Genomic DNA, 25,700 nt, shown 5'->3' on the forward strand with positions numbered 1-25,700 from the left:
TTTTAGCTGATGCGCAGCGACTCAGTGCGCGCTGTCCTGCAGCCGCCCAGCCGCTGCCGGCACAATCGCGGTGTCGGCCAGTGCTTCTTCGGTGAGCTGTTCCTGGGTCAACTCTTCGAGCAGCGCCATGTCGCGGGCAATGACCTCGGGGAGATGCGCGCGCAGGAACTCGACCCACGTTTTTGTCTTGGCGTCGACGAATTTGCGCGACGGATACAGTGCGTAGACATTCGTCTTCTGCAACCTGTGCTGCGGCAGCACGCGGACGAGCGTCCCGTTGCGCAGTCCTTCAATGGCCGTATAGACCGGCAGCACACCAATCCCCATGCCTTCGCGTATCGCCACAGCCAGCGATTCCGCGATATTGACCTGCACCGGCCCGTCGACGTGCATCTCGATGCTGCCCTCGGGGCCTTCGAGCGTCCATTCTTGCGCAGGCAACGCGGGCGTCTTCAGGATCAGACACTCGTGATGCGGCAGATCGGCAGGCGTGCGCGGCGATCCATGCATATGCACATAAGCCGGCGACGCGCACAGGATGCTGTAGGTTGTCCCAAGCTGGTGCGAAACGAGGTCCGAATTCGGCAGCAACGACGCGGTGACCACCGATACATCGCTGCTGCCTTCGAACAAGTCGGGCATACGTTGCGAGAGCGTCAGCTCGACCGTGACCTCCGGATGCAACGCCCGGTAGCGCGAGATCGCAGGCAGTACGTATTGCTGCCCGATGCTCGCGAAACTGTGCATGCGCAGTGCGCCCGCGGGGCGCTCGTGGGCGCAGCTTGCTTCTTCTTCGGCGCTGTCGACGTCGGCGAGAATCTGCATGCAACGTTTCAGATAAAGCTCGCCCGCCGGCGTCAGCGCGAGACGGCGCGTCGAACGGTTGAGCAGCCGGGTGCGCAGATGCGCTTCCAGTTCCGACACGGCGCGCGACATGGCGCCCGTTGTCGAATCGAGCGACTGGGCTGCCGCGGTAAAGCTGCCTGCTTCCACGACGCGGGCAAACACCCGCATATTTTGTAGTGTATCCATCTAATCTTCTTGTTCGGCACGGAAACGATATTGTCCGCCTCGCAAGCCTCGTGATTGTTGAGTGATCTGGAACGGACGTTCCCCGTCCGTCCCGTTAATTCGCTGCGGTGACGCTCCTACAATCGGCGGCCTGGTAACAGACCGAGCGTAGTGCCATTCCCATGACCCGCCAGCACGCGATTCATCGAGCGTTCGACTCGCGTCGGCGCCAGGAGGCGCTCTGGCGTGCGAAAAAACAGGCAACCCGACGCGCGCTGCGCGACTGGTCCGCCACCGACGGCGCGGTCTGGCTGCATCTCTTCAAGACGGTCGCGGCCGCGTTGCTCGCGATGGGCATTGCGATGCGGCTCGACCTGCCGCAGCCACGCATTGCGATGACCACCGTGTTCGTGCTGATGCAGCCGCTCTCGGGCATGGTGTTCGCGAAGAGTGTGTACCGGATAGCCGGGACGGCGGTCGGCATGATCGCCGCGGTCGTGCTGGGTGGCGTATTCATCCAGCAGCCCGAGCTCTATCTCGCCGGGATGACGGGATGGGTGGCCGCTTGCACGGCGGCTGCCATGCGGAATCGGCATTTTCGCTGGTATGCATTCGTGCTGGCCGGCTACACCGCTGCGCTGATCGGCATTCCGCTCGTGCAGCAACCCAACGGGCTCTTCCTCGCCGCGCTCGGACGCGGTGCCGAAGTGGCAGTGGGCATACTCTGTTCGGGCATGGTGAGCGCCGTGATCGTGCCCCGGCAGACAGGCTCGCTGCTGGAGCGGACCTTACGCACACGGTTCGTGAATTTTACTGCGTTCGCCTCCGGTGTGCTGTCAGGCCGGCTGGAGCAGGGCGCGTTCGAGGGCCGCTTTGCGCGTCTTGTCGACGACGTGGCGGGCTTTGAGGCGACGCGCGCCTTCGCTTTCTTCGAAGATCCGGCGATGCGTTCGCGAAGTCCGCTTCTCGCGCGTCTGAACAGCGAATTCATGGACGTTTGCGCGCGTCTGCACGCGCTGCGTCAACTGCTCAAGCGTCTGCGCGGGAGCGATTCGGCCGTCGCGTCCCTGGCACCGTATTTCAGCGAACTGGCCGCATGGCTCGCGCAACGGCCGCGTTGCGGCGAATCCGATCGTGAATACGCACTGCGTCTCGCCGATGCCCTGGAGGCGTGGCAGCGCACGCTGCCGCGCCACGTGCGCGAGACCCGGCGACCGCTCGAAGCCGCCGCACCCGACCTGCTTCAGGACTTCGATACGTCCGCCGAGCTCGTCTGGCGCTTCACGTCGGAGGTCGTTCGATATAGCCGTACCTATGCGTCCGTGACGCAGCCGCAGCTCGTACAGGAGCGGCGCACGACCCGCTACGAGCCGCGCACGAGCTGGTATGTCGTGGCTTTCACGTTCGTGCGCACGGCAGTCGTGATGGCCGCGCTGGGCTGGTTCTGGATCGAGACCGACTGGCCGGGCGGCGGCATGGCGGTGATCGCGGCGGCGCTGGCCTGCGCGCTGACCTCGTCGACGCCGGGCGCCACGCGCATGGCCGCCCAGATGGCCGCCGGCGCGGCGTGTGCGACGCTCGCGGGCTACCTGTTCATGTGCTACGTCTACCCGAATATCGACGGGTTCCCGCTGCTCTGCGCCGTTCTCGCGCCGGTGCTGGCGCTCGGTGCCTTTCTCGCGACCCGTCCGCGCATTTCGGGCTTTGGTGTGGGCTTTTCGGTGTTCTTCTGCCTGCTGGCCGGCCCCGACAACGTGATCGCCTATGCGCCTGACCTCCTGATCAACAATGGCATTGCGGTCGTGGCGACGATGCTGGTCGCGGCGCTCGCCTTCGCGGTGGTGTTCCCGCCGCGCATGAAATGGCTCGTCGCGCATTTGTGCGCCGCGCTGCGCTACCAGGTCGTGACTGCGTGTCGCGGCGATCTGGCGGGACTCGGCGAACGCTTCCAGTCCGGCACGCACGATCTGATGCATCAGTTGCGCTTGCTGCTCAACGGCGACGCGCGGGCGCACCGGCGCGCGCTACGCTGGATGCTCGTCACGCTCGAAGTGGGCCATGCGGTCGTGGATCTGCGTCATGAGGCGCAGGCGGCCGCCTGGCTGGCCGATCTCGATGCGCGCTGGAATCCCTCGCTTGCTTGCGTGCAGGCCGACATCGCGCGGCTGTTCGAGCGGCCCGACGCGCAGCGGCTTGCGCAGGCGCTCGCTTCGGTGGGCGCGGCGATCGGGGTGGCGCAGGAAGCGCTCGATGTTGTCCACGAGGCGCGCGAGCGCCGCCATGAGGTCCAGCGGCTCCTTTCCCATCTGCATTTCATCCGCAGCGCGCTGCTGGACCGCGACGCGCCGCTTGGCACGTTTGTGCGCCACCGGGCGCGCGGTTCGGCTCGCTCTTCCGGCGGCCGCTGAACAGTGCGCGTTATCGAAGCAAAAGCAGGGGCAACAGCAGACAGGCAAGGCGATCTTGCCGCGCGCTGGAAAGATGCCTTCTACCGGAGCGCGTTAATCAAATCGGGCCCGAGCCATATAGTGAGGTCACTGCCCGGCAGTACCCGTTAGCCATGGAGAGTGAAATGGACGCCGTGAAGATCGCTGTTGTTGCCTGTTCGCTGTTCGCCGCCGCCGCTGCCTGGGCGCAGGGCGAGGCACCGGCCGGGACTGTCCCGCAGCAGGTCTCCCAGGCTGCCGTTTCTCGAGCCGACGAGGCAGGCGCCCAACACCACGTCGCGAAGCCGGGAAAGCAGGCCGAATGTGTCGGTCCCGTCGGCTTCTGCAACCTCTACTTCGGTAGCTGAGCCACGACAGAATATTTCTGGAGACACCGTGATGTACGAGGACCGTATTCGTTGTGCCGCCCTGCGCGGCAAGATCACCACGGCCGCCGAGGCGGCGCAGCTCGTGCGCAACGGCATGCGTGTCGGCGCGAGCGGCTTCACGCGAGCGGGCGACACGAAGGCCGTGCCGATCGCGCTGGCGCGCCGCGCACGCGAGGAGCAGGAGCCGCTGCGCATCACGCTGATGACGGGGGCTTCGCTCGGTCACGACGTCGATCGCGCGCTGACCGAAGCGGGCGTGCTCGAACGCCGTCTGCCGTTCCAGGTCGACACCACCTTGCGTCGCGCGATCAACCGCGGCGAGGTGATGTTCGTCGACCAGCATCTCTCCGAAACCGTCGAGATGCTGCGCGCCAACCTGCTCGGCAAGCTGGACCTCGCGATCATCGAGGCGGCCGCGATCACGGAGACGGGCGGCATCGTGCCCACCACGTCGGTGGGCAATTCCGCGAGCTTCGCGATCCTCGCCGAAAAGGTGATCGTCGAAATCAATCTCGCGCAGCCGCTCGCGCTCGAAGGCCTGCACGACGTCTGGATTCCGGGGCGCCGTCCGCATCGCGATCCGCTGCCTGTCGTGCGCCCGCAGGATCGCGTCGGCACGACGATCATCAACATTGCGCCCGAGAAGATCGCGGCCATCGTCATCACCAACGAAGCGGACAGCCCGTCCACCGTCCTGCCGGCCGACGACGAAACCGCGTGCATTGCCGGCCACCTGATCGAATTTCTCCAGCATGAAGTGGCGCACGGTCGCATGAGCGCGCAACTGCCGCCGCTGCAGGCCGGCATCGGCACGATTGCGAACGCGGTGCTTGCCGGCTTCGTGAACTCGCCGTTCGAAGCACTTACGATGTACTCCGAAGTACTCCAGGACTCGACCTTCGACCTCATCGACGCCGGCAAGATGGTGTTCGCATCGGGTGCTTCGATGACGCTCTCGGCGCAGCGCCAGGCCCAGGTGCTGGCCGAGCTCGACCGCTACCGCGACAAGCTCGTGCTGCGCCCGCAGGAGGTGAGCAACCACCCGGAAGTGATCCGGCGCCTCGGTCTGATCGCGTTGAACACGGCGCTCGAATGCGATATCTACGGCAACGTGAATTCGACGCACGTGGGCGGCACGCACATGATGAACGGCATTGGCGGTTCGGGCGATTTCGCGCGCAACGCCGCGTGCGCGATCTTCGCGACGAAGGCCATCGCGAAGGACGGCTGCATTTCGAGCATCGTGCCGATGGTGCCGCACGTGGACCATAACGAGCACGACGTCGACGTGATCGTGACCGAACAGGGCCTGGCCGACCTGCGGGGCCTCGCGCCGCGCGAGCGCGCCACGCTCATCATCGAGCGCTGCGCGCATCCGCTCTATCGCGACCTGCTGCGCGACTACTACAAGGATGCGCTGAAGCACGGCGGCCAGACGCCGCACGATCTTGCGAAGGCGTACGGGATGCATCTGCGCTTCAGCGAGACCGGTTCGATGTTGCCCGAGGGCACGGGGGGCCTCGTCGCCAACGCCTGAATTCCTGGCGGACATGAAAAAACGGGAGTGCCGGCAACGGCACTCCCGTTTGGTTCGTGTGGAACGCTCAGCCGGTTCCGTGCGTCTGCTACGCGCGTCTGAATAGCCGGATGACGAACAGCAGAATGACCGCGCCCACGACGGCCGTGATGATCGAGCTGATCCAGCCGCCGCCCACCGAGATGTGGAGGATCCCGGCCAGCCAGCCGCCGATGAACGCGCCCACGATCCCGACGATGATATCGACGATCAGCCCGAAGCCGCCGCCCTTGACGAGCACGCCGGCAAGCCAGCCTGCGATTGCGCCGATGATGAGCCAGGCGATGATGCCGTGTTCCATATTGAGCACTCCCCTTGTTGGTGTGAAAAATCCACGGTGATGTGCAGCTTAGACCAAGGGCGGGATCGCGTCCATGTTGCGCGGCCAGAATTGACACTTATTAAACGGTGCCGGGCATCGTTCAAGCATATGCAACAAAATAGAATGGCAATTGAAAGGATCGGCGTGCGCTAGCGCGTCATTCGGGGGCGACCTCGGTATCCACGGCCGTCCAGCTCACGCTCGAGACGCCTTTTTCCATGCTGAGGCGGCTCGCCATCAGTTCGAGCTTTGACTGGAATTTCGGGTGCGTGCGTAGCGTGGCCGTGACCCGCAGGCGCTCGGGCTGGTCGGGCACGTCTTCGCTCATGAGGCTCTGGAACGAGAGCGGCGTCGAATACATGGAATTGGAAAGCACGGTGCGGATGTGGATCTCGTCCTCTTCGCGGCAGACCACCGTGAGCACGTATTCGCGCACGAGATCGGCGGCGCCCACCGGCGTGGCGTTGATGATGCGGCTCACCTCGCGCAGCACGGTATTGATGAGCAGCACGGCCGCCGTGCCCGCCGCCGCCGGGCCGTAGTGGCCCGCGCCCGAGAGCACCCCGACGGCCGCCGAGCACCAGAGCGTTGCCGCCGTGTTGATGCCCTGGATCGAACCCTTGTCCCGCATGATCACGCCGCCGCCCAGGAAGCCGACGCCCGAGACCACATAGGCCGCGATCTGCGTGATGCCGGACGTGCCGTTGCCGGTGAGCACGCCGAGCGTGACGAAGAGGCACGCGCCGGTCGCGACGAGGACGATCGTGCGCAGGCCGGCCGTGCGCTGGCGAATCTGGCGCTCCAGCCCGATGGCGACGCCGCAGGAAAACGCCATGAGAAGGCGCAGAACGAATTCGAGAGTCATCGTTTTGTCATGTAAGCGCCATCGCCGGCGCCGGAAGCGTCGCGCGGCAACGCAATGCGGTACGCCGGTTGCGCCCAGGATCATACGCGGCGCGGCGCGCCCCGCCAAGCTGTCCGCGCCGTCATTTGCAGGTCAGCATCGGGCCACGGCTTCTCCTTCACACTGGCGCCATTGGCGTTTTTGCAATCGGGCAGGACGGCAGGACGAACAGGAGTCAGGGATGGATACGCTGCGCAACATGCGGATCTTCGTAAGGGTCGTGGAGTCGGGCAGCTTCACGCGCGCGGCCGCGAGCGAAGCGATGACGACGGCGCAGGTCTCGCGCGCCGTCACCGACCTCGAAGCGCGCCTGCGCGCGCGGCTTTTGAACCGCACCACGCGGCGCATGGCGTTGACCGAGGCCGGAGAGCGTTATCTCGAGAACTGCAAGCGCATTCTCGCCGACATCGAGCAGGCCGAAGCCGAGGCCGCCGCGGCCCAGGCGAACCCGTCGGGCAAGCTGCGCGTCTACGGCGGCACGAGCTTCGGCCAGCACTACGTGATGCCGCTGATCGCGCGCTACCAGCAGCATCAGCCCGAGGTCGCGGTCGATCTGACCATCGCCCAGCAGATGCCGGACATCATCGAGGAGGGCTTCGACGTGGCCGTGGTGGTGGCCGCCGAGCTCGAGGACTCCGCGCTGATTTCCCAGCATCTCGGCAGCACGGTGGCGATTCTGTGCGCCTCGCCCGAGTATCTTCATGCGCGCGGCGTGCCGCAGTCGCTCGACGAACTCGAAGGCCACACCTGCCTGCATCTCACCGATGCGAGCCTGCCGGCGGGCCAGTGGGCTTCCGTGGGGCCGCACGGCGCGACGCCGCTCCAGGTGAACAACCCCGAGGCGCTCGCCCTCGCGATCCGCGAGGGCATGGGTATCGGTCCGCTGCCGGTGCCCGTGGCGCTGCCCGGTCTCGCCGACGGGTCGCTCGTGCGCGTGCTGCCCAGGCACTGGCTGGAAGGTTTGAACATCTACGCCCTCTATGCGTCGCGCCGCTATCTGGATGCCAAGATCCGCACCTTCGTCGACTTTCTGCGCGAGAGGGTGCCGCGCATGCTCGCCGAGCAGGAAGCCGCGCTCATGGCCTATGGCGGGCAGCGGCCGCGTCGTGGTCCCTCGCAGCCGGCGCGCGCGCGCGAGCCGGCGCTCGCGCGCGACGCGGACCGGCTGCGGCTCGTCAACTGAGGTAGCGTCAAGGCCTGGCGCGCTTGATGCTGCGGCGGTTTATGCCGCGCGGAACACGGGAGACCGCGTATTTGCTGCGGTGCAGCTTCGGAGCGTGCGCAGTGCAATTCTTGCGTGTTCCGAAAATCGTTGCCGTGGATTATTTCCAGCCTGACAATTTTGCCATCCTGGCGCCAGCAACGCGCCACTGCCGTTGCCTATCATGCGGCACCGTCCCAAAAATGCGTTTCGGGTAAGCCATGCCTGCCCGTCAGCCCTATTGCTTGCCTGAAACAGTCACATGTGGATTGTCAATCTCGCGCTGAAGCGGCCTTACACGTTCATCGTGATGGCCATCCTGATCGTGCTGGCCACGCCGTTCGCCCTCATGAGGATGGCGACCGACGTGCTGCCGAACATCAATATCCCCGTGATCAGCATCATCTGGTCGTACACGGGGCTTTCCGCCAAGGACGTGGCCGACCGCATCACGTCGGTCAACGAGCGCGGCCTGACCACGACCGTCAGCAACATCGAGCATATCGAGTCGCAGTCGCTGCCGGGCATTGCCGTCATCAAGCTGTTCCTGCAGCCGGGCGCGAACCAGCAGACGGCGATCGCGCAGGCGGTGGCCTTCGAACAGGCCACGCTCAAGCAGATGCCGCCCGGCGCCACGCCGCCGCTCGTCATCAGCTACTCGGCGTCGAGCATCCCGGTGATCCAGCTCGGCCTGTCGAGCAACACGATGAGCGAGCAGGCGATCGCGGACATCGCGATGAACTTCCTGCGTCCGCAGATCATCACGATTCCGGGCGCGCAGGTTCCGTATCCTTACGGCGGCAAGACCCGCGTGATCTCCGTCGACATCGACACGCGCGCGATCATCGCGAAGGGCCTCACGCCCTCCGATATCGTCAACGCCGTCAATGCGCAGAACCTGATCCTGCCAACCGGCACCGCGAAGCTGGGGCAGACCGAGTACGAGGTGGACACCAACGCCTCGCCCGAGACGATCGCGGGCCTGAACCACATTCCCGTGCAGACGGTCAACGGCGCCACCACCTATCTCGGCGACGTGGCCCACGTGCGCGACGGTTTCTCGCCGCAGACCAACGTGGTGCGCCAGGACGGCGTGCGCGGCGTGCTGGTTTCGGTGCTCAAGAACGGCGACGCCTCCACGCTGCAGGTGGTGAGCAGTCTGAAGGCGCTGCTGCCGAGAGTGCGCGACACGCTGCCCCCCGCGCTCGTCGTCAAGCCGCTGTTCGACCAGTCGATCTTCGTGGCGGCGGCGGTGCAGGGCGTGATGCGCGAGGCGCTGATCGCGGCCGCGCTCACGGCCGTGATGATCCTGATCTTTCTCGGCAACTGGCGCAGCACGCTCATCATCGCGGTGTCGATTCCGCTCTCGATTCTCGCGTCGATCCTCGCGCTCTTCGCGCTGGGCGAAACCATCAACATCATGACGCTCGGCGGCCTCGCGCTGGCGGTGGGGATACTCGTCGACGACGCTACCGTGACGATCGAGAACATCGAACGTCACCTGCATCTCGGTGCGAACCTCCACGACGGCATCCTGGAGGGCGCGGGCGAGATCGCGGTGCCGGCGCTCGTTTCCACGATGTGTATCTGTATCGTGTTCGTGCCGATGTTCTTCCTCACCGGCGTGGCGCGCTTCCTGTTCGTGCCGCTCGCGGAAGCCGTGGTGTTCGCGATGATCGCGTCGTACATCCTCTCTCGTACCCTGGTGCCGACGCTCGCGATGCTGCTCTTCACGCACGGCGGTCCCGACGTGGGCCACGCGCACGCGGGCGCCTCGCGCTCGTGGTTCGGGCGCTTTCATGAGCGCTTCAATCACGGCTTCGAGCGTGTGCGCGCCAATTACATCGCACTGCTGAGCCTGCTGCTCGCAAGGCGGCGCGTGTTCGGCACCAGCTTCCTCGCGTTCTGCCTCGTTTCGCTCGGCCTGGTGTTCTTCCTCGGCCGCGACTTCTTCCCGACCGTCGATGCGGGCAACATCCGCCTGCACATGCGTGCGCCCACGGGCTACCGGATCGAAGAAACGGCGCGTCTTGCCGACGAAGTGGAGAAGACCATCCGCGAGGTCGTGCCGCCGGACCAGCTCGAAACGATCGTGGATAACCTCGGCCTGCCGTACAGCGGTATCAATCTCTCGTACAGCAATGCGGGGACGATGGGCACGCTCGACGGCGAAATCCAGATCGCGCTCAAGCCCGATCACGACCCCTCGCGCATCTATATCGACAAGCTGCGCGAGTTGCTGCCGCAGCGCTATCCGGGCGTGGAGTTCTTCTTCCAGCCCGCGGACATCATTACGCAGATCCTGAACTTCGGGCAGCCCGCGGCGATCGACGTGCAGGTGGTGGGCACGAATCTCGGCCAGAACATGGCGCTTGCGAGCGAGCTGCTCAAGGCGGTGCGCCAGATGCCGGGCGCCGTCGATTCGCGCATCGAGCAACGCAACGACGAGCCGGCGCTCACGCTCGCGATGAACCGCACGCGCATGCAGCAGCTCAACCTGAGCCCGGCGAACGTCGCGCAGGACGTGCTCGTCGCGCTGGCCGGCAGCACGCAAACGGCGCCGGCGTTCTGGGTGAGCCCGCAGAACGGTGTGGAGTATCCGCTTACCGTGCAGACGCCGCAGTATCGCGAAGCATCGGTGAACGAAGTGATGGGCACGCCGGTCTCGGTGCGCCCGGGCGAGCCGCTGCAGCTCGTGAGCAACCTCGTGCAGCTGCAGCCGCACGTCGGTCCCGCCATCGTCACGCACTACAACATCCGCCCCGTGATCGACCTGCTCGTGAGCGTGGAGGGCAGCGATCTCGGCAGCGTGGGCTCGCATATCGACGATCTCATCAAGTCCGTGCAGGCGCACGCGCCGCGCGGCACGACCATCACCATGCGCGGCCAGATCACCACCATGCGCACCTCGTACGTGGGGCTGGGCGTGGGCATTGCGATGGCCATCGTGCTCGTCTATCTGCTGATCGTCGTGAATTTCCAGTCGTGGGCCGACCCGCTCATCATCATCAGCGCCTTGCCGGCGGCTCTCGCGGGCATTGCGTGGATGCTGTTCATCACCGGTACGCACCTGAGCGTGCCGGCGCTCACCGGGGCTATCATGACCGTGGGCGTGGCGACGGCCAACAGTATTCTCGTCGTGGCGTTCGCGCGTCAGCGGCTGGCCGCGGGCGTGACGCCGCTCGCGGCCGCGCTCGAAGCCGGCGCGACGCGGATTCGCCCCGTGCTCATGACGGCGTTCGCGATGATGATCGGCATGGTGCCGATGGCGCTCGGTCTCGGCGAAGGCGCGGAACAGAACGCCCCGCTAGGCCGCGCCGTGATCGGCGGTCTGCTCTTTGCTACGGTATCTACATTGCTGTTCGTGCCGCTGATGTTTGCGACGGTGCATGGCCGGCTTGCGCAGCGCGCAGAGCAAAAGCGCGAACGTGAAGCACGGCGCGGCAGACATTGATTCGGACAACATGCAATCCGGTTACGCTCAATCTGGTCGATGACATGAACGAACCCCATCATCACTCATCCCTCGACATTGCCGTCGGCGGCGCCCAGCACGGCATGGATCTGCCCGCGCGCCATCAGGCGGGCCGGCGGGCGCGGCTCGCCGCGATCATCGTCGCGCTGCTGCTCGCGGCAGGCGCTGCGCGCACGATCGTCTCGAACATCGAGAACTCGCATCGTCTCGCGGAGGTCACGAAGCAGAACGCGAAGCAGTACGTGAGCGTCGTGAATCCGGTGCCGGCCGGTGCGAGCGGCAGCATCGTCCTGCCGGGCACGCTGCGCGGCTTTATCGAGTCGCCGATCTACTCGCGCGCGAACGGCTATGTGTCGCATTGGTATGTCGATATCGGCGCCCACGTGCAGCAGGGCCAGTTGCTGGCCGAGATCGACACGCCCGAGATCGATCAGGAATTCCAGCAGGCGCAGGCGCAGCGCACCCAGGCCGAAGCGACGCTCGCGCTCGCGAAGACCTCGCTCGATCGCGCGCAGGGGCTGCGCCAGCGCGATGCGGTTTCGCAGCAGGAGCTGGACGACCGCCAGGGCGCGTACAACCAGGACGTGGCGAACCTCGCGGCCGCCGAAGCGAACATGCGCAGGCTCACCGAAACGAAGGGCTTCCAGCGCATCGTCGCGCCCTTCACGGGCGTCATTACGCAGCGCAATATCGATATCGGCGACCTCGTGAATGCGGGCAACGGCGGCACGGGCCGCGCGCTCTTTGCGATCGCGCAGTCGGATCCGCTGCGGCTCTATGTGGACGTGCCGCAGACCTACGCGCAGCAGATCGTGGTGGGCGAGCCCGTGAGCGTGACACAGCAGGAAATGCCGGGCGTGACGTTCGAAGGCAAGGTGACGAATACCTCGGGCGCGATCAACACGGGCACGCGCACGCTGCAGGTGGAGATCATGATGCCGAACCACGACGGCAGGCTGCTGCCCGGCACCTACGTGCAGGCCTCGCTGAACACCGACGCGGCCGGCATGCTCACGGTGCCCGGCAATACGCTGCTGTTCCGCGCCGAGGGGCCGCGCCTTGCCGTGGTGGGTGCGGACAACAAGGTGCGACTGAAGCCCGTCGAGATCACCCAGGATCTCGGGCAGACACTCTTGATCGGTCACGGGCTCGAGCGCTCGGATCGCGTCGTGCTGAACCCGAGCGATTCGATTGCCAACGGCGACGACGTGACGGTCGTGACCCCGGGCGCGGGCGGAGCCCATGGCGCGAGCGGCGCGGGCGCGAAGCGGAGCGCGACGTGAGCATGAGGCGCAATGCGAAGCCGCGCCATGCCGCGGCGGCGCTGGCGGCGCTCGGAACCGCGTGCCTGGCGGCCTGCACGGTCGGCCCGGACTACCATGCGCCGCAAACGGCCAGCCCGGCTGCCTGGACCATGGACCCGGCCGATTCGTACTGGCACGCCGCGCAGCCCTCGCATGCAGCGCTCGATCCGCAATGGTGGAAGGTGTTCGACAACGCCGAGCTGAACGGGCTCGAAGATCAGGCGCTGGCGGAAAACCAGACGCTGCGCGTGGCCGTGGCGCACTACGAGCAGGCAAGCGCGACACTGGCTTCGGTGTCCTCGCAACAGGCGCCGCAGGTCACGCTCGACGCGAGCGCGGCGCGCGAGCGCATTTCGGCGAACCGCCCGCTGACCAACTATACGGTGCCGAACACCTCGACGGTGCAGAACGATCTCGGGATCGGCCCCGCCGTCAGCTACGAGCTGGACCTGTTCGGCCGCATCCGCCGCATGGTCGAGTCGGCGCAGGCCTCGACGGAGCAGGCCGGCGACGATCTCGCGAACGCGCGTCTCGTGCTCACGGCCCAGCTCGCGACGAGCTATTTCTCGCTGCGCGAACTCGACGACGAGATCGACGTGGTGAACCGGTCGGTCGTGCTGCAGCAGAAGGCGCTCGACTTCGTCAATTCGCAGCACGATCTCGGCGCGGTGTCGGGGCTCAACGTGGCGCAGCAGAAGGCGCAGCTCGACGCGACGAAAACCCAGGCGCAGTTGCTCGTGAACCAGCGTCAGCAGCTCCAGAATGCGATTGCGGTGCTGGTGGGCAAGCCCGCGCCCGAGTTTTCGATCGCTGCCGCCGTCACGCCGCTGCCGGTGCCGGCGCTCCCCACGGGTCTGCCGAGCGAACTGATGCAGCGCCGGCCCGACGTCGCATCGGCCGAGCGCGCGATGGCTGCCGCCAACGCGCAGATCGGCGTGGCGCGCTCGGCGTACTACCCGGACATCACGCTCTCGCCCACGCTGGGCTGGGAGTCCACGCGCTTCAGCACGCTTTTCACGGCACCGAGCCTCATGTGGTCGCTCGGTGCGGGCGCGAGCGAGGTGCTGTTCGACGGCGGCAAGCGCGCCGCCGGTGTGAAATTCGCGCAGGCGGGCTACGAGTCGGCCGAGGCTTCCTACCGGCAGACCGTGCTGACCGCGTTCCAGGAGGTGCAGAATGCGGTGACGGGCCTTTCCGTGCTGGAGCGTGCCTCGGACGAGGGCCAGGCGGCCGTGGACGACGCGCGCAACGCGTACGATCTCGCGAACGACCGCTATCAGGGCGGCCTCGTGGCGTTCCTCGACGTGCTCACCGCCGAGCAGCAGCTGCTTGCCAGCGAGCGCACGGAGGTGCAGATTCACGGTCAGCAGGTGGCGACCGTGGTCTATCTGGCGAAGGCGCTGGGCGGCGGCTGGAGCGCGGACGAGCGCGAGCTGGCCTGCAGCGCGGGCACGTGCCGCGAAATGCCGGCGGCGGGCAAGGGTTAAAATCCCGCTCGCACGAAAGGGAGAGAGAAGGGGGATGCGGGCATGAAAGTCCTGGTGATCGAAGACGAACGCAAGGTCGTGGACTACCTGCGCAGCGGGCTGACCGAGCAGGGGTGGATCGTCGACGTCGCGATGGACGGCGAAGAGGGCGCGTGGATGGCCACGGAGTACGACTTCGACGTGATCGTGCTCGACGTGATGCTGCCCAAGCTCGACGGCTTCGGCGTGCTGCGCGCGGTGCGCGCGAAGAAGGGCACGCCCGTCATCATGCTGACCGCGCGCGACCGCGTGGACGACCGCGTGCACGGCCTGCGCGACGGCGCCGACGACTATCTGACGAAGCCTTTCTCGTTCCTCGAACTGGTCGAGCGGCTGCGCGCGCTCACGCGGCGCGCCCGCGCGCAGGAATCCACGCTGATCACGGTGGGCGACCTGCAGGTGGACCTCATCAGCCGCCGCGCGACGCGCGACGGCGTGCGGCTCGATCTCACGGCCAAGGAGTTCCAGCTGCTCTCCGTGCTCGCGCGGCGGCGCGGCGAGATCCTTTCGAAGACGCTCATCACCGAGCTCGTCTGGGACGTGAACTTCGAAAGCAACGCGAACGTCGTCGAAACGGCCATCAAGCGCCTGCGCGCCAAGCTCGACGGCCCGCACGCGGCCAAGCTGCTGCACACCATCCGCGGCATGGGCTATGTGCTCGAAGTGCGCGAGGACGGGGGCCAGCCGTCATGAAACACTCGATCTCGCTGCGGCTTTCGGCCATGTTCGCGGCGGTGTCGCTCGTGGTGTTCACGCTCACCGGCACGGGGCTCTTCCTGCTGATGAAGACCCAGCTTCTCGACGACCTGCGCGCGACGGTCGACGCGCGCGCGCACATTGCCCTGCTGATCGTTTCGCACGCTTCCGACGCGCAGAAGTGGGCCCTGGTGCAGGAGAAGCTGCGCGACCTCTCGCCGGCGGACAGCAGCATGCACTACAACGTGGAAGGCCCCGACCCGCGCTTTCGCTTCGGCGCGCCCATCGTGGGCACGGTCAGCGACACGCTCGATGCGCATCACCGGCTCGTGCGCCCGCCCGGCGGCGACTACGACGTCGCCATCACCACGCTCCTCGTGCCCGCGAGCGGCGACCGCCCGGAGGTGACGCTCGTCGTCGCGAGCGACTGCAAACGCACCGAGCAGCTGCTGCAACGCTTCGGCATCGTCATTGCCGTGCTGGTTGCGGCCTCCACCATCGCGGTCGCGCTCTTGAGCCGCGCCGTCACGCGTTTCGGTCTCGCTCCGCTCACGCGCCTGTCGCGCGAGGCGGCGCAGCTGAGTCCTTCGAATCGCCGGCAGCGGCTGCACGACGACGAGCTGCCCGAGGAACTGCACGAACTGGCCACGTCGTTCAACGGCGCGCTCGAACGGCTCGACAAGGCCTACGAACGGCTCGAATCGTTCAACGCCGACGTTGCGCACGAACTGCGCACGCCGGTCAGCATCCTGATCGGCCAGACCCAGGTGGCGCTCACGCGCGATCGTTCGGTGGAGCAGCTGCGCCTGACGCTGCAATCGAATCTTGAGGAGTTCGAACGTCTGCGCGTGATCGTCAACGACATGCTGTTCCTCTCGCGCAGCGATCGCGGCGAGCGGGCGACGGACCTGACCGAAGTTTCGCTGCGCGCCGAGCTCCAGCGCATGCTGGAGTTCCTGGAGATGCCGCTCGAAGACGCGCAGTTGCGCGTCGAGATGCACGGCGAGGCGCGGGCGTGGGTCAACACGTCGCTGATCGGCCGCGCCGTGAGCAACCTTTTCGTCAACGCGATCCAGCATTCGACGGCCGGCACCACGTTGCGGGCGACGATCGCGCCGCAGGACGGCCATGTCGAGATCGCCGTCTCGAATGCGGGCGAGCCGCTCGATCCTGTGGTGCGCGAGCATATCTTCGACCGCTTCTATCGGCTTCAGGAGGCGCGCTCGAACAGCCACGAGAATCACGGCCTCGGGCTCTCGATCGTCAAGGCGGTGGCGGAGATGCACGGCGGCACGGTGTTCGTGCGCAGCGCCGGCGGCGTCAATACGTTCGGCTTTTCGGTGGCGGTCGACGGCGAGCGCGCCGGCGCCCCGGTCGTGACGGAAGCCGCGCAAACCGGCCGCGCGGGCTTGCCGCTGCACGTCTCTTCATAAGCCGCTGTCGCCGCTTTCCTTTTTCTCTCCGGTGGCGGCGCGGTCCATCTGGTCGCGCCGCAGCAGATCCCAGCAGCTGATGAACAGCGCGGCGACAAGCGGCCCGATCACGAAGCCGTTGATGCCGATGAGCGAGATGCCGCCCAGCGTCGAAATCAGCACGACCCAGTCGGGCAGCCGCGTGTCCTTGCCCACCAGCACGGGGCGCAGCACGTTGTCCACGGTGCCGATCACGACGGAGCCGAACACCGCGAGGCCGATGCCCTTGGCGAGCGCGCCGGTCGAGAGGAAGTAGACGGCCACGGGCCCCCAGACGAGTGCGGCGCCCACGGCGGGCAGGAGCGAGAGCAGCATCATCACGAAGCCCCACAGCAGCGCGCCCTGGATGCCCAGCACCGCGAGCGCGATGCCGCCGAGCGTTCCCTGAACGAAGGCCACGGCCAGATTGCCCTTGACGGTCGCGCGGATCACGGTGGTGAACTTGCGCACGAGGTGCTGCTTGTGCGCTTCGTCGAGCGGGATCGCGCTGCGGATCAGCGCCGAGATCTCGCGGCCGTCGCGCACGAGGAAGTAGAGCAGGTAGAGCATCACGCAGAAGCTGATGACGAGCTGCATGGTGATCTGGCCCACGCTCAGCGCGCGGGTCGCCACGAACTGGCTGATCTGCGCTGCGCCCGCCGAGAGGCGGGCCTGGAGCCCGGTGAGGTCCATGAGGTCGTAGCGCGCGAGCAGGTTTTGCAGCGAGGCGGGCAGCGCATGGACGATCCGGCTGAAGAACGCGCCGATGTCGAGACTGCCCGACTTGATCTGGCTATAGGCGTAGGCCACCTGCTGGATCAGCGTGCCCGCCACGAGCGTGAGCGGCAGGATCACGATCACGACACAGATCGTCAGCGTGATCAGCGCAGCGAGATTGCGGCGGCGGCCGAGCCGCGCGACGAAGTAGCGCTGCACGGGCTGGAAGATCAGCGCGAGGATGGCGGCCCACAGCACGGTGCTGAAGAACGGCGCCAGGATGAAGCAGAGCGCGACGGAAACCGCGAGCAGCAGCAGGTAGAACGCCGTCTGGTGAAGCGTCTTGTTGCCGTCCATGTTGCCTTACTCCGCGCCCACGAGCCGCACGCGCGTGATCTCCGAGGGCGCGCCGAGCCGCTTGGGCGGCCCCCAGTAGCCCGTGCCGCGGCTCGTATAGACCCACAGGCTGCCGAGCCGCGCGAGCCCCGCCGTGAACGGCTGCTGCAGCCGCACGAGGAAATTCCACGGAAAGATCTGGCCGCCGTGCGTGTGGCCGGAAAGCTGCAGCGTGTAGCCCGCGTCGGCGGCGGCGTGCGCCGTGCGCGGCTGGTGCGCGAGCAGCACGCGCGTTTCGACGTCCGCGGGCGCGCCGGCCAGGGCCGCCGCCGGGTCGCTGCGCTGGGCGGGGTCGAAATGCCCCGCGGTGTAGTCGGTCACGCCCGCGAGCACGAGGCGCGCCTCGCGATGCTCGATTACCACGTGCTGGTTCATCAGCACCGTGAGGCCGATGCGGCGGAATTCGGCCACCCAGGCGTCGGCGCCCGAATAGTACTCGTGGTTGCCCGTCACCGCGTAGACGCCGTGGCGCGCCGCCAGCGTGCCGAGCGGCGCCGTGTGGCGCGCGAGCTGCGCGACGCTGCCGTCCACCACGTCGCCCGTGATCGCCACGACGTCGGGTTCGAGCCGGTTCACGGCGCGCACGATGGCCTCGACATAGTCGTGCTTGATCGTCGGCCCGACATGGATATCGCTCAACTGGACGATCGTGAAGCCGTCGAGGGCGTCGGGCAGGCCGCGGATCGGCACGTCCACCGTGCGCACCGGCGCGCGCCGCCGCGCATTGAAGAAGCCGATGGCGCTCGAGAGCAGCGCGAGCCCGATCACGGCCGCCGCGCTGCCGGTGCGCCAGGCCGCCAGATTCACGGCGCGCGGCCAGATCGCCTCGACGGTCATCAACGAGGCCAGCACGAGATCGCGCGCGATCGTGAGCATCAGGAGCGACGAGAAGAAGCCCATGGCCAGCATGCCCACCCACGCGAGGCGGTCGGCGAGCGGCTGGCGCCGGATGGTGCGCGCGAGCATGCCGGGCGGGATCACGAGGCACGAGAGCACGAGCCACAGCGCCGCCAGCCACTTGCCGGCGGCCGGCGCCGGCAGGTCCGGGATCAGCCGGAAGCCGACATAGACGTGCAGCAGCACGCCGATGGCGATTAAGCGCACGAAAAAGGACAGTCGGGGCATGGCGGGCCAGTGAGAGCGAAGGGCAAGCCGGCAGGGGCGCGGGGCGCTTCGGCTGCGAAGCATTTTACCGGCAAGCGCTGGCAGCGTGCCGCGCGCGGATGATGCGCCCCTTTTTTGATGGGCCGCCGGCTCGTGCGCGGTCCCCTCAAGTTTTTTGCCCCGAGGCCGTAAAGCACGGGGTTGTTGCGCACTGTCGACGCATCCTTTTCAAGCCGGATATGCCGAATACCACGCCGGGTTCCGATCGGACCAAGATGCATGAAAGAGGCCTGGCCGGATTCGTGCAATGGCTGCGCGGCTCGCTGCACGCGGGCCCGAACGCGATCGTCGTGGGGGGCGTGGTCGCCGCGCTCACGCTTGCCGTGCTGTGCGCCGTCGCCCTCTACCAGAGCCGCACGGACGCGCTGGAGCACGCCCGGGAAAGCTCGCACAGCATCGCGCTCGCGGCCCAGCGCGATATCGAGCGCAATTTCGAAATCTACGCCCTGTCGCTGCGGGCGGTCGCCGACGGCATCACCCAGCCCGACATCATGGCGCTGCCCCCGCATCTGCGCCGCATGGTGCTGTTCGATCGCGCCGCCACCGCCGACTATCAGGGCGGCCTGTACGTGCTCGACGCGTCCGGCAATATCGTCGTCGATTCGGAAAGCGACGTGCCGCACAAGGAAAACTTCGCGGACCGCCCCTGGTTCACGGTGCATCGCGACCGTGCCGATGCCGGGCTGTTCATCAGCGATCCTTACGTTCCGCGCATGGGCGGGGGCTTGCGCATGGCGCTCAGCGTGCGTCTGTCGCACCCCGACGGCTCCTTTGCGGGCGTCGCCGTCATGGCGATCCGGCTCGAATACTTCCAGCGGCTTTTCGAGGGCCTCGCGGTGGGCCCGCATGGCGCGATGTCGCTCGTCGGCACGGACGGCGTCATGATCATGCGCGAGCCGTTCGAGCCGGGCATTCCGGGGCGCAGCGTCGTCGCGATCAGTACGTTCCGTCACCTCGCCAACGCGCCCGAAGGGTACTTCTCGGCGAAGTCGGTTGTCGACGGCGTGCGGCGGCATTGCTACTTCCGCCGCTTTGCGCACCTGCCGTTCATCATCGTGGTGGCCGAAGCGGACCCGGACATCTTCGGACCGTGGCGGCAGCGGGCCGACAAGCTCGCCTCGGTGATGGCGCTCTTCGCGCTCGTGCTCATCGGCCTGTCCGTTCAGCTCAGCGCGCAACTGCGTCGGCGCATGCGGGCGGAGTCGGAGCTGAGGCTGCTCGCGAGAACCGACGGGCTCACGGGACTCGCGAACCGGCGCCGGCTCGACGAAACGCTCGAGCACGAGTGGCGCCGGGCGCGGCGAACCCGGCGCAGCCTGGCGATTCTCTTCATCGACGTCGACTGCTTCAAGGCTTTTAACGACCGCTACGGCCATCAGGCCGGGGACGATGCGCTCGCCACCGTGGCCCGCTGCATTGCGGCCTGCCTGCGCCAGCCGGCCGACACGGCGGCGCGCTACGGCGGCGAGGAATTCCTCACGGTATTGCCGGAGACTTCGGAGTCCGATGCAGTGGCGCTTGCCGGGCGTATTCGCGAAGCGGTCTGGGATCTCGCCATCGAGCATGCGGCAAGCCCGTTCGGGCGTATCACGGTGAGCATCGGCATCGCCAGTTCGCAGTCCGGAGCGGTCGGGAGCCGCGACGAACTCATTCGCATGGCCGACGAAGCCCTGTACCGGGCCAAGGCCGCGGGGCGCAACGGCATCGTCGCCGGGCCGCGCGGCGGCGCATTCCGCCACGGTCTGAGCGGCGCGCGAGGCTGCGGAGAGTCGCGTGAACCACGTTCGGCTATACTGCTTCGATGGACACGAAACCGACCTCGCTGAACCTGCGTCGCTGGTGGCTCGCCTGAACCAGGCGGCCCGTTTCTCCATGCACTTTCAAAACGTGATGCCGCCAGTCCTGGCGGCATTTTCGCATCTGCGCTCGTGGCTGGTGGCATCGAACCGATGGGACGACCCACCATGACACCTGCGAATCCCCCCGTTATCCTCACCGGCGACCGGCCCACCGGCCCGCTCCATCTTGGCCACTACATCGGCTCGCTGTGCGCGCGGGTTCGATTGCAGCACGAGGCCCGGCAGTTCCTGCTGCTGGCGGACACCCAGGCGCTGACCGACAACGTGGGGCGGCACCAGCGCGTTACCGCGAACGTCATCGAGGTCGCGATCGACTACCTGGCGGTCGGCATCGATCCGGCGAAATCGACGATCTGCATCCAGTCGCAGGTGCCGGAGCTGGCCGAGCTCTCGCAGTGCCTGCTCAACCTCGTGACGGTCGCGCGCCTCGAACGCAATCCCACCATCAAGGAGGAAATCCGCCTGCGCGGCTTCGAGCGCGACATCCCGGCGGGCTTCCTGACCTATCCCGTGAGCCAGGCGGCCGACATCACGGCGTTCAAGGCCACGCACGTACCGGTTGGCGCCGACCAACTGCCGATGGTCGAGCAGACCAACGAACTCGTGCGCCGCTTCAATCTCACGGTGGAGCGGCCGGTTCTGGTCGAGTGCGAGGCGGTGCTGTCGACCGTTCCGCGGCTGCCCGGCATCGACGGCAAGGCCAAGATGAGCAAGTCGCTCGGCAATGCGATCGCGCTGGGCGCCACGCCCGACGAGATCGCGAAGGCGGTCAACGACATGTACACCGATCCGGGCCATCTCCGGGTGAGCGACCCCGGCCAGGTGGAGGGCAACGTCGTGTTCGCGTTTCTCGACGCGTTCGAGCCCGACGCCGGCAAGGTGGCCGAGCTGAAAGACCACTATCGCCGCGGCGGCCTTGGCGACGCCGTGGTCAAGCGGATGCTGAACGAGCGGCTGCAGGCGCTGCTCGGGCCGATCCGCGCGCGGCGCCGCGAACTCGAGGCGGACCGGGCCGAGGTGCTGGCGCTTCTGCGGCGCGGCACGCTGCGCGCGCGCGAGGTGGCGGGCGAGACCGTGTCCGAGGTGAAGCGCGCGCTGGGCCTCGATTACTTCGCGAGTCCGGCATGAGCGGATCTGGTGTAATAATGGCCGCCACTTTTCCCCATCGTTGAGCGCACACCCGATGTCCCGCTACGATCGCCTTTCCGTCGCGTTGCTGCGAAGCCTGCTTTGGTGCCTGTTGTGGCCGGCAAGCTTTGCCTCGGCGCATCCGCACGTGTGGATCGCGTATACGGCGAGCATCCGGATGGAAAACACCTCGATCGTCGCGCTCGACGAAACCTGGCGCTTTACGGAAGGCTTTCCCGTGCAGCTCGCCGGTATCGATCAGTTGCCGGCGAACGGTCCGCTGAATGCGGCGCAAACGCAGCAGTTTCACGATCAGGCGTTCGTCTCGCTGGCCCATGCTTTCTATTTCACGCATCTTTTCGTCGACGGCAATCCTCAGGCCTTCGGTGAGCCGACCGACTTCAAGGTGTCGGTTGCGGACGGCAAGATCACGTACGCATTCCGGCTGCCGCTCGCCGCGCCCGTGGAGATACGCGGCAAGCAGGTCGAGCTTGGCGTGTGGGACCCTTCGTACTATGTGGACTACGAAGCGCAGTCCGACGGCGCCGTGGCGTTCGCCGCCGGCGCGCCCGCGAGCTGCTCGGTGCGCACGGTCGTCGACAAGGCGCACCCGATCTTCAACGGCTTCGTCTTGCCGCATGCGAGTGCGTTGACATGTTAGCTCGCGTGTTTTTGCGCTGCCGCTGCCGCTGCCGCTGCGCGTTCGCTTCGTGGTTCGCTGCCGTGCTGACCCTCGCGCTCGTGACGGTGTGCGCCGGCGCGCAAGCCCAGACCGTGGATGTGTTCGGCCAGCCGGTGGCGGCGTCGGCTGCCGCGGCTTCTGCCCCGGCCAGCGCGGCCGGCGTGGCCGCGCCGCCGGCTTGGTGGATACGCGACATGCCGGATTTCGTTCGAACCGGCGTGGGCGCCTGGCTGCGCGTGCAGGCGGACTGGAACGCGCGAATCGAGGGCTTCCTCGCGCAGTGGCCGCATGGCGCGTCGCTGGCCGCATGGGCCACGTTGGTCGCCGTGTCGTTCGGCTACGGCGTCCTTCATGCGTTCGGCCCCGGTCACGGCAAGGTCGTGGTGGGAACGTGGCTCGCGTCTCGCCGCGCGCGCGTGACGGACGCCGTGTTGCTGGGCAGCTGGACCGCCATTGTTCAGGCGTTCAGCGCGATCGGGATCGTGCTTGGCGCCGCCGCGTTTGCGCACGCGGGCCTGATGAGTGTGATGCCGCATGCCGCGTCCATGGAAACCATCAGCTATCTGCTGCTTTGCGTCACGAGTGCCTGGGCGATCCGCTCGAGGCGGGCGCGTGACCAATGCTGCGAGGAGCCGCCGGTCGTGAGGTTTCCGCGCGCCGGAGAGGAAGCGAACAATGGCCGGCCGGCCCAGGGTGCGTATCTGCGCGAGCGTCTCGCGAGCGCGGCGCAAACGGGTGGGGGCAATATGAGTCCGGCGTTCCGCACGGCAGCGGACGTTCGCTCGTTGCAGAAGGCGCCGGCACGCTCGCGGCTCAGGCAGATCGCTCCGCTCGGGCTGGCCGCCGGCGTGCGGCCCTGCATCGGCGCCATCTTCGCGCTCGTCACCTCCATGGCGGTCGGGGCGCTCGCGGCCGGCATCGTCGCGACGTTCGCGATGGCCGCGGGCGTGGCGACGACGGTCGTGCTGACGGGGCTCGGCAGCATCGGCGCGAACCGCACGCTGGCGCGCCTCGCATTGCGTTTGCGCCTGCGCCCGGCTCGCCTGGGGCGCATCGTTTCGATCGGCGCGATTGCCGTGATCCTGCTGATCTCCGCGCTGCAGCTCGCGCTGCTGCTCGGCGGGGTGACGACGGCGTCCTTGTCGTAAGCCGCGGATCTTCGTCATGCCGTAAACGGCACGCGGCGGCCGGGCAGGGCGCCCCGGCCGCCGCGCCGACTGCGGACTAAATTAGTGCTTCAGGCAGGTATCCGCGTTCTTCCACGTGCAGGTGTCGAGCCCGGTATGGATGACCGGCTTCACCGCCTTGCCCTCGGCGAGGTCGCGCATGATCATCGCGGCCTGGTAGCCCATTTCCTCAGGCCGCTGACCCACGAGGATGTTGACCTTGTGGTCCTTCAGGGCCTGCAGCTCAGGTCCGAGCGTATCCGCCGAAACGATGACGAACTGGCCGCTCTTGATCTTGTCCATGATCGGCCCGACCACCTGCGAATAGGCTTCCGGCGCGAAGAGCGGCCAGCCGCCCTCCAGCACGAAGGCGTCGAGCCCGGTGGGATTCGCCGTGAGCGTGTCCTGCATCATCTGGTTCGCCTTGGCGGCGTCGTCGTTCACGTAGAGCGGGCAGGCGCTGATTTCATGCCAGCCGTTCTCGCCCGCGAGCTTTTCTATGCCCTTCTTGCCGGAGAGCGCATCGCGCGTGCCCTGGGCGCGCTGGTTGATGTTCTCGGCCGCGGGATTGCCCATCACGAGGCAGATATTGCCGCCCTTGGGCATCAGCAACTTGAGCTGCTCGCCCAGCTTGAAGCCCAGCTCGTAGTTGTCGGTGCCCACGTAGCTCTTGCGCAGCGCAGCGTCCTTCGGCAGCAGGTCGGCATCCGTCGTGATGACCGGGACCGAGCCGTTGTGATGTCGCAGGACTTCCGCCACGGCCGGCGCGTTCGAGGGCGAAATCGCCATCGCCGCGACGCCCTTGGTCAGCAGGTCGTCGATGATCTGCACTTCCGCGCTTTCGTCAGCCGCCGTCGCCGGGCCCGTGTAGTAGCAGTTGAAGCCTTGCTTGTGGAGCTCCTTGTTCGCCCGCTCGCACCCCTGGCGCATGAGGTCGAAGTAGGGGTTGTCGAGCCCCTTCACCACCAGCGCCAGCGTTTTGTCTGCCGAGAAGGCGGGACTACTCAGCATTGCCAGCCCGCCGATTGCAGCAAGACACCACATCCATGCCTTTCTCATTGTCGCCTCCTGTGTTGCGCCGGGTCTACGGCGCCCATGTCCCACACACCACCTCGTCAACATCGTATGAAAAGCCCGCTTTTGCCCACCTGCGCGTTCGGGCCTGCCCGCAGCGCCGCGCGATGCCGCCGGATGGCGTCCGGCCGTCGCGCGCGGTGTCCTGCGTCCCCCTTACCCACGGCGCCGTCATGGCGCCCGGATACGTTCAACCTCGCTGCCGGTCCCCGCTGAACCGGTTGAGCAGCACCGCGACGATGATGAAGCTGCCGACCACCGTGCCCTGCCAGAACGAGTCGACGCCGAGCAGGATCAGGCTGTTGCGGATGACCTCGATGAGCGCCGCGCCCACGACCGTGCCGAAGGCGCTGCCGACGCCGCCTGCGAGATTGCTGCCGCCGATCACGGTCGCCGCGATCACGCGCAGTTCGTCGCCCGTGCCGAGGCCGGTGGTCACCGCGCCGAGCCAGCCGACTTCGAGAATGGCCGCGACGCCCGCCATGAGGCCGCCCAGCACGTAGACGGAGCAGATGATGCGGCGCACCGGCACGCCCGCGAGGTTGGCCGCCTGGCGGTTGCCGCCGACCGCGAACACGTAGCGGCCCCAGCGCGACCAGCGGAAGGCGAACCAGAAGGCGATGGCGAGCACGACGAGGAACCACACGGGATTGGCGACGCCGAGCGTCTTGCCGCCGCCGAGCGCGAGCAGCTGGCTGCCGTCCGGGCCGAACTCGAAAATGGTGCGGCTGCGCGAGATCACGAGCGCGAGGCTGCGGCCGATGCTCAGCATGCCGAGCGTCACGACGAAGGGCTGCATGTCGAGATACGCGATCAGCACGCCGTTCACGAGCCCGACGAGCCCGGCGGTCAACAGCGCCATGCCGATGCCGGCCCAGATGGAGTAGCCGGCGTTCATGACCACCGAGAGCACGATGCCGCTCACACCGATCGTCGAGCCGACGGAAATGTCGATGCCGCCCGTCACGATCACGGCCATCATGCCGAGCGCGACGATGGCGACGAAGGCGAAGTTGCGCGTGACGTTGAAGAGGTTCTGCGAGGTCGCGAAGCTCGACGTCACGAACGACAGCACGACGCAGCCGATGATGGTGGCGAGCACCACCCAGAATACCTGGCTTGCGACGAGCCCGCTCCACGGCGTATGGGTCTTCGTTGCCTGCGGGTCGTCGAGCAATGTCGGCGTGGGGGTCGGCCTTCCAGGCGGCTCGTTCAATTCTTGGCTCCCGTGCA

The 25,700-nt window shown here is 67.1% G+C and carries 20 protein-coding genes; 13 read left to right on the top strand and 7 right to left on the bottom strand.

The window, feature by feature from the left end; genetic code table 11:
• Positions 1-21: 21 nt before the first annotated feature.
• Positions 22-1,032, bottom strand: coding sequence for a LysR family transcriptional regulator (locus BAC01S_RS28595; protein WP_043204048.1), 1,011 nt, complete (start codon positions 1,030-1,032; stop codon positions 22-24).
• Between the two features lie 161 nt (positions 1,033-1,193).
• Here BAC01S_RS28595 and BAC01S_RS32995 point away from each other — a divergent pair, with 161 nt between their 5' ends.
• The 3 genes from BAC01S_RS32995 (at position 1,194) to BAC01S_RS28610 (ending at position 5,363) form a co-directional block, all read left to right on the top strand.
• Entirely contained in the window at positions 1,194-3,419 is a 2,226-nt protein-coding gene (locus BAC01S_RS32995) for an FUSC family protein (RefSeq protein ID WP_043204049.1), read from the top strand.
• A gap of 164 nt (positions 3,420-3,583) precedes the next feature.
• Positions 3,584-3,805: a hypothetical protein gene (locus BAC01S_RS28605; RefSeq protein WP_027797832.1), complete on the top strand. Its 222-nt coding sequence runs from the start codon at positions 3,584-3,586 to the stop codon at positions 3,803-3,805.
• 31 nt (positions 3,806-3,836) lie between these two features.
• On the top strand, positions 3,837-5,363 hold the full coding sequence (locus BAC01S_RS28610) for an acetyl-CoA hydrolase/transferase family protein (protein ID WP_027797833.1): 1,527 nt from the start codon (positions 3,837-3,839) through the stop codon (positions 5,361-5,363).
• An 88-nt stretch (positions 5,364-5,451) separates the two neighbouring features.
• Here BAC01S_RS28610 and BAC01S_RS28615 read toward each other — a convergent pair whose 3' ends face one another.
• The gene (locus tag BAC01S_RS28615) at positions 5,452-5,703 is read right to left on the bottom strand and encodes a GlsB/YeaQ/YmgE family stress response membrane protein (protein WP_027797834.1); all 252 of its coding nucleotides are present in this window, start codon (positions 5,701-5,703) and stop codon (positions 5,452-5,454) included.
• A 178-nt stretch (positions 5,704-5,881) separates the two neighbouring features.
• Complete coding sequence (locus tag BAC01S_RS28620) at positions 5,882-6,589, bottom strand: MgtC/SapB family protein (RefSeq protein WP_027797835.1); 708 nt, start codon at positions 6,587-6,589, stop codon at positions 5,882-5,884.
• A gap of 220 nt (positions 6,590-6,809) precedes the next feature.
• On the opposite strand from BAC01S_RS28620, the gene BAC01S_RS33000 reads away from it, so the two are divergent.
• From BAC01S_RS33000 to BAC01S_RS33010, 6 genes are all read left to right on the top strand, one after another.
• Positions 6,810-7,811, top strand: coding sequence for a LysR family transcriptional regulator (locus tag BAC01S_RS33000; RefSeq protein ID WP_043204051.1), 1,002 nt, complete (start codon positions 6,810-6,812; stop codon positions 7,809-7,811).
• Between the two features lie 280 nt (positions 7,812-8,091).
• Positions 8,092-11,283 (top strand): efflux RND transporter permease subunit, encoded by a 3,192-nt coding sequence (locus BAC01S_RS28630; RefSeq protein ID WP_027797836.1) that lies wholly within the window; start codon positions 8,092-8,094, stop codon positions 11,281-11,283.
• Positions 11,284-11,327: 44 nt separating this feature from the next.
• A complete protein-coding gene (locus BAC01S_RS28635) occupies positions 11,328-12,587 on the top strand; it encodes an efflux RND transporter periplasmic adaptor subunit (protein WP_043204053.1) in 1,260 nt (419 codons plus the stop codon).
• Positions 12,588-12,589: 2 nt separating this feature from the next.
• On the top strand, positions 12,590-14,095 hold the full coding sequence (locus BAC01S_RS33005) for an efflux transporter outer membrane subunit (RefSeq protein WP_043204056.1): 1,506 nt from the start codon (positions 12,590-12,592) through the stop codon (positions 14,093-14,095).
• Positions 14,096-14,137: 42 nt separating this feature from the next.
• Positions 14,138-14,827 (top strand): heavy metal response regulator transcription factor, encoded by a 690-nt coding sequence (locus BAC01S_RS28645; protein ID WP_027797838.1) that lies wholly within the window; start codon positions 14,138-14,140, stop codon positions 14,825-14,827.
• Positions 14,824-16,263, top strand: coding sequence for a heavy metal sensor histidine kinase (locus BAC01S_RS33010; protein ID WP_043204057.1), 1,440 nt, complete (start codon positions 14,824-14,826; stop codon positions 16,261-16,263). The genes BAC01S_RS28645 and BAC01S_RS33010 overlap by 4 nt, the downstream gene beginning before the upstream one ends.
• Here the strand turns inward: BAC01S_RS33010 and BAC01S_RS28655 are convergent.
• Together BAC01S_RS28655 and BAC01S_RS28660 are read right to left on the bottom strand one after the other, a co-directional pair.
• Positions 16,258-17,355 carry an AI-2E family transporter gene (locus BAC01S_RS28655; RefSeq protein WP_027797839.1) on the bottom strand — a complete coding sequence of 366 codons (1,098 nt, stop codon included), beginning with the start codon at positions 17,353-17,355 and terminating at the stop codon, positions 16,258-16,260. The two genes, BAC01S_RS33010 and BAC01S_RS28655, sit on opposite strands and share 6 nt — an antisense overlap.
• A 6-nt stretch (positions 17,356-17,361) precedes the next feature.
• Entirely contained in the window at positions 17,362-18,519 is a 1,158-nt protein-coding gene (locus tag BAC01S_RS28660) for a metallophosphoesterase (RefSeq protein ID WP_027797840.1), read from the bottom strand.
• Between the two features lie 254 nt (positions 18,520-18,773).
• On the opposite strand from BAC01S_RS28660, the gene BAC01S_RS33015 reads away from it, so the two are divergent.
• The 4 genes from BAC01S_RS33015 to BAC01S_RS28680 all read left to right on the top strand — a co-directional run bounded on the left by BAC01S_RS33015 (position 18,774) and on the right by BAC01S_RS28680 (position 23,375).
• A complete protein-coding gene (locus BAC01S_RS33015; protein ID WP_043204069.1) occupies positions 18,774-20,384 on the top strand; it encodes a sensor domain-containing diguanylate cyclase in 1,611 nt (536 codons plus the stop codon).
• A gap of 138 nt (positions 20,385-20,522) precedes the next feature.
• Positions 20,523-21,545, top strand: coding sequence for a tryptophan--tRNA ligase (gene trpS, locus BAC01S_RS28670; RefSeq protein ID WP_027797841.1), 1,023 nt, complete (start codon positions 20,523-20,525; stop codon positions 21,543-21,545).
• 55 nt (positions 21,546-21,600) lie between these two features.
• Positions 21,601-22,206, top strand: coding sequence for a DUF1007 family protein (locus BAC01S_RS28675; RefSeq protein ID WP_043204059.1), 606 nt, complete (start codon positions 21,601-21,603; stop codon positions 22,204-22,206).
• Positions 22,200-23,375 (top strand): nickel/cobalt transporter, encoded by a 1,176-nt coding sequence (locus tag BAC01S_RS28680; RefSeq protein WP_084168962.1) that lies wholly within the window; start codon positions 22,200-22,202, stop codon positions 23,373-23,375. The genes BAC01S_RS28675 and BAC01S_RS28680 overlap by 7 nt, the downstream gene beginning before the upstream one ends.
• Before the next feature lie 81 nt (positions 23,376-23,456).
• On the opposite strand, the gene BAC01S_RS28685 is transcribed toward BAC01S_RS28680, so the two are convergent.
• The gene (locus BAC01S_RS28685) at positions 23,457-24,452 is read right to left on the bottom strand and encodes a sugar-binding protein (RefSeq protein WP_027797844.1); all 996 of its coding nucleotides are present in this window, start codon (positions 24,450-24,452) and stop codon (positions 23,457-23,459) included.
• Positions 24,453-24,657: 205 nt separating this feature from the next.
• Entirely contained in the window at positions 24,658-25,683 is a 1,026-nt protein-coding gene (locus BAC01S_RS28690; protein WP_245616720.1) for an ABC transporter permease, read from the bottom strand.
• Positions 25,684-25,700: the final 17 nt, after the last annotated feature.

The organism is Paraburkholderia acidipaludis NBRC 101816 (assembly GCF_000684975.1).
Taxonomy (GTDB): domain Bacteria; phylum Pseudomonadota; class Gammaproteobacteria; order Burkholderiales; family Burkholderiaceae; genus Paraburkholderia; species Paraburkholderia acidipaludis.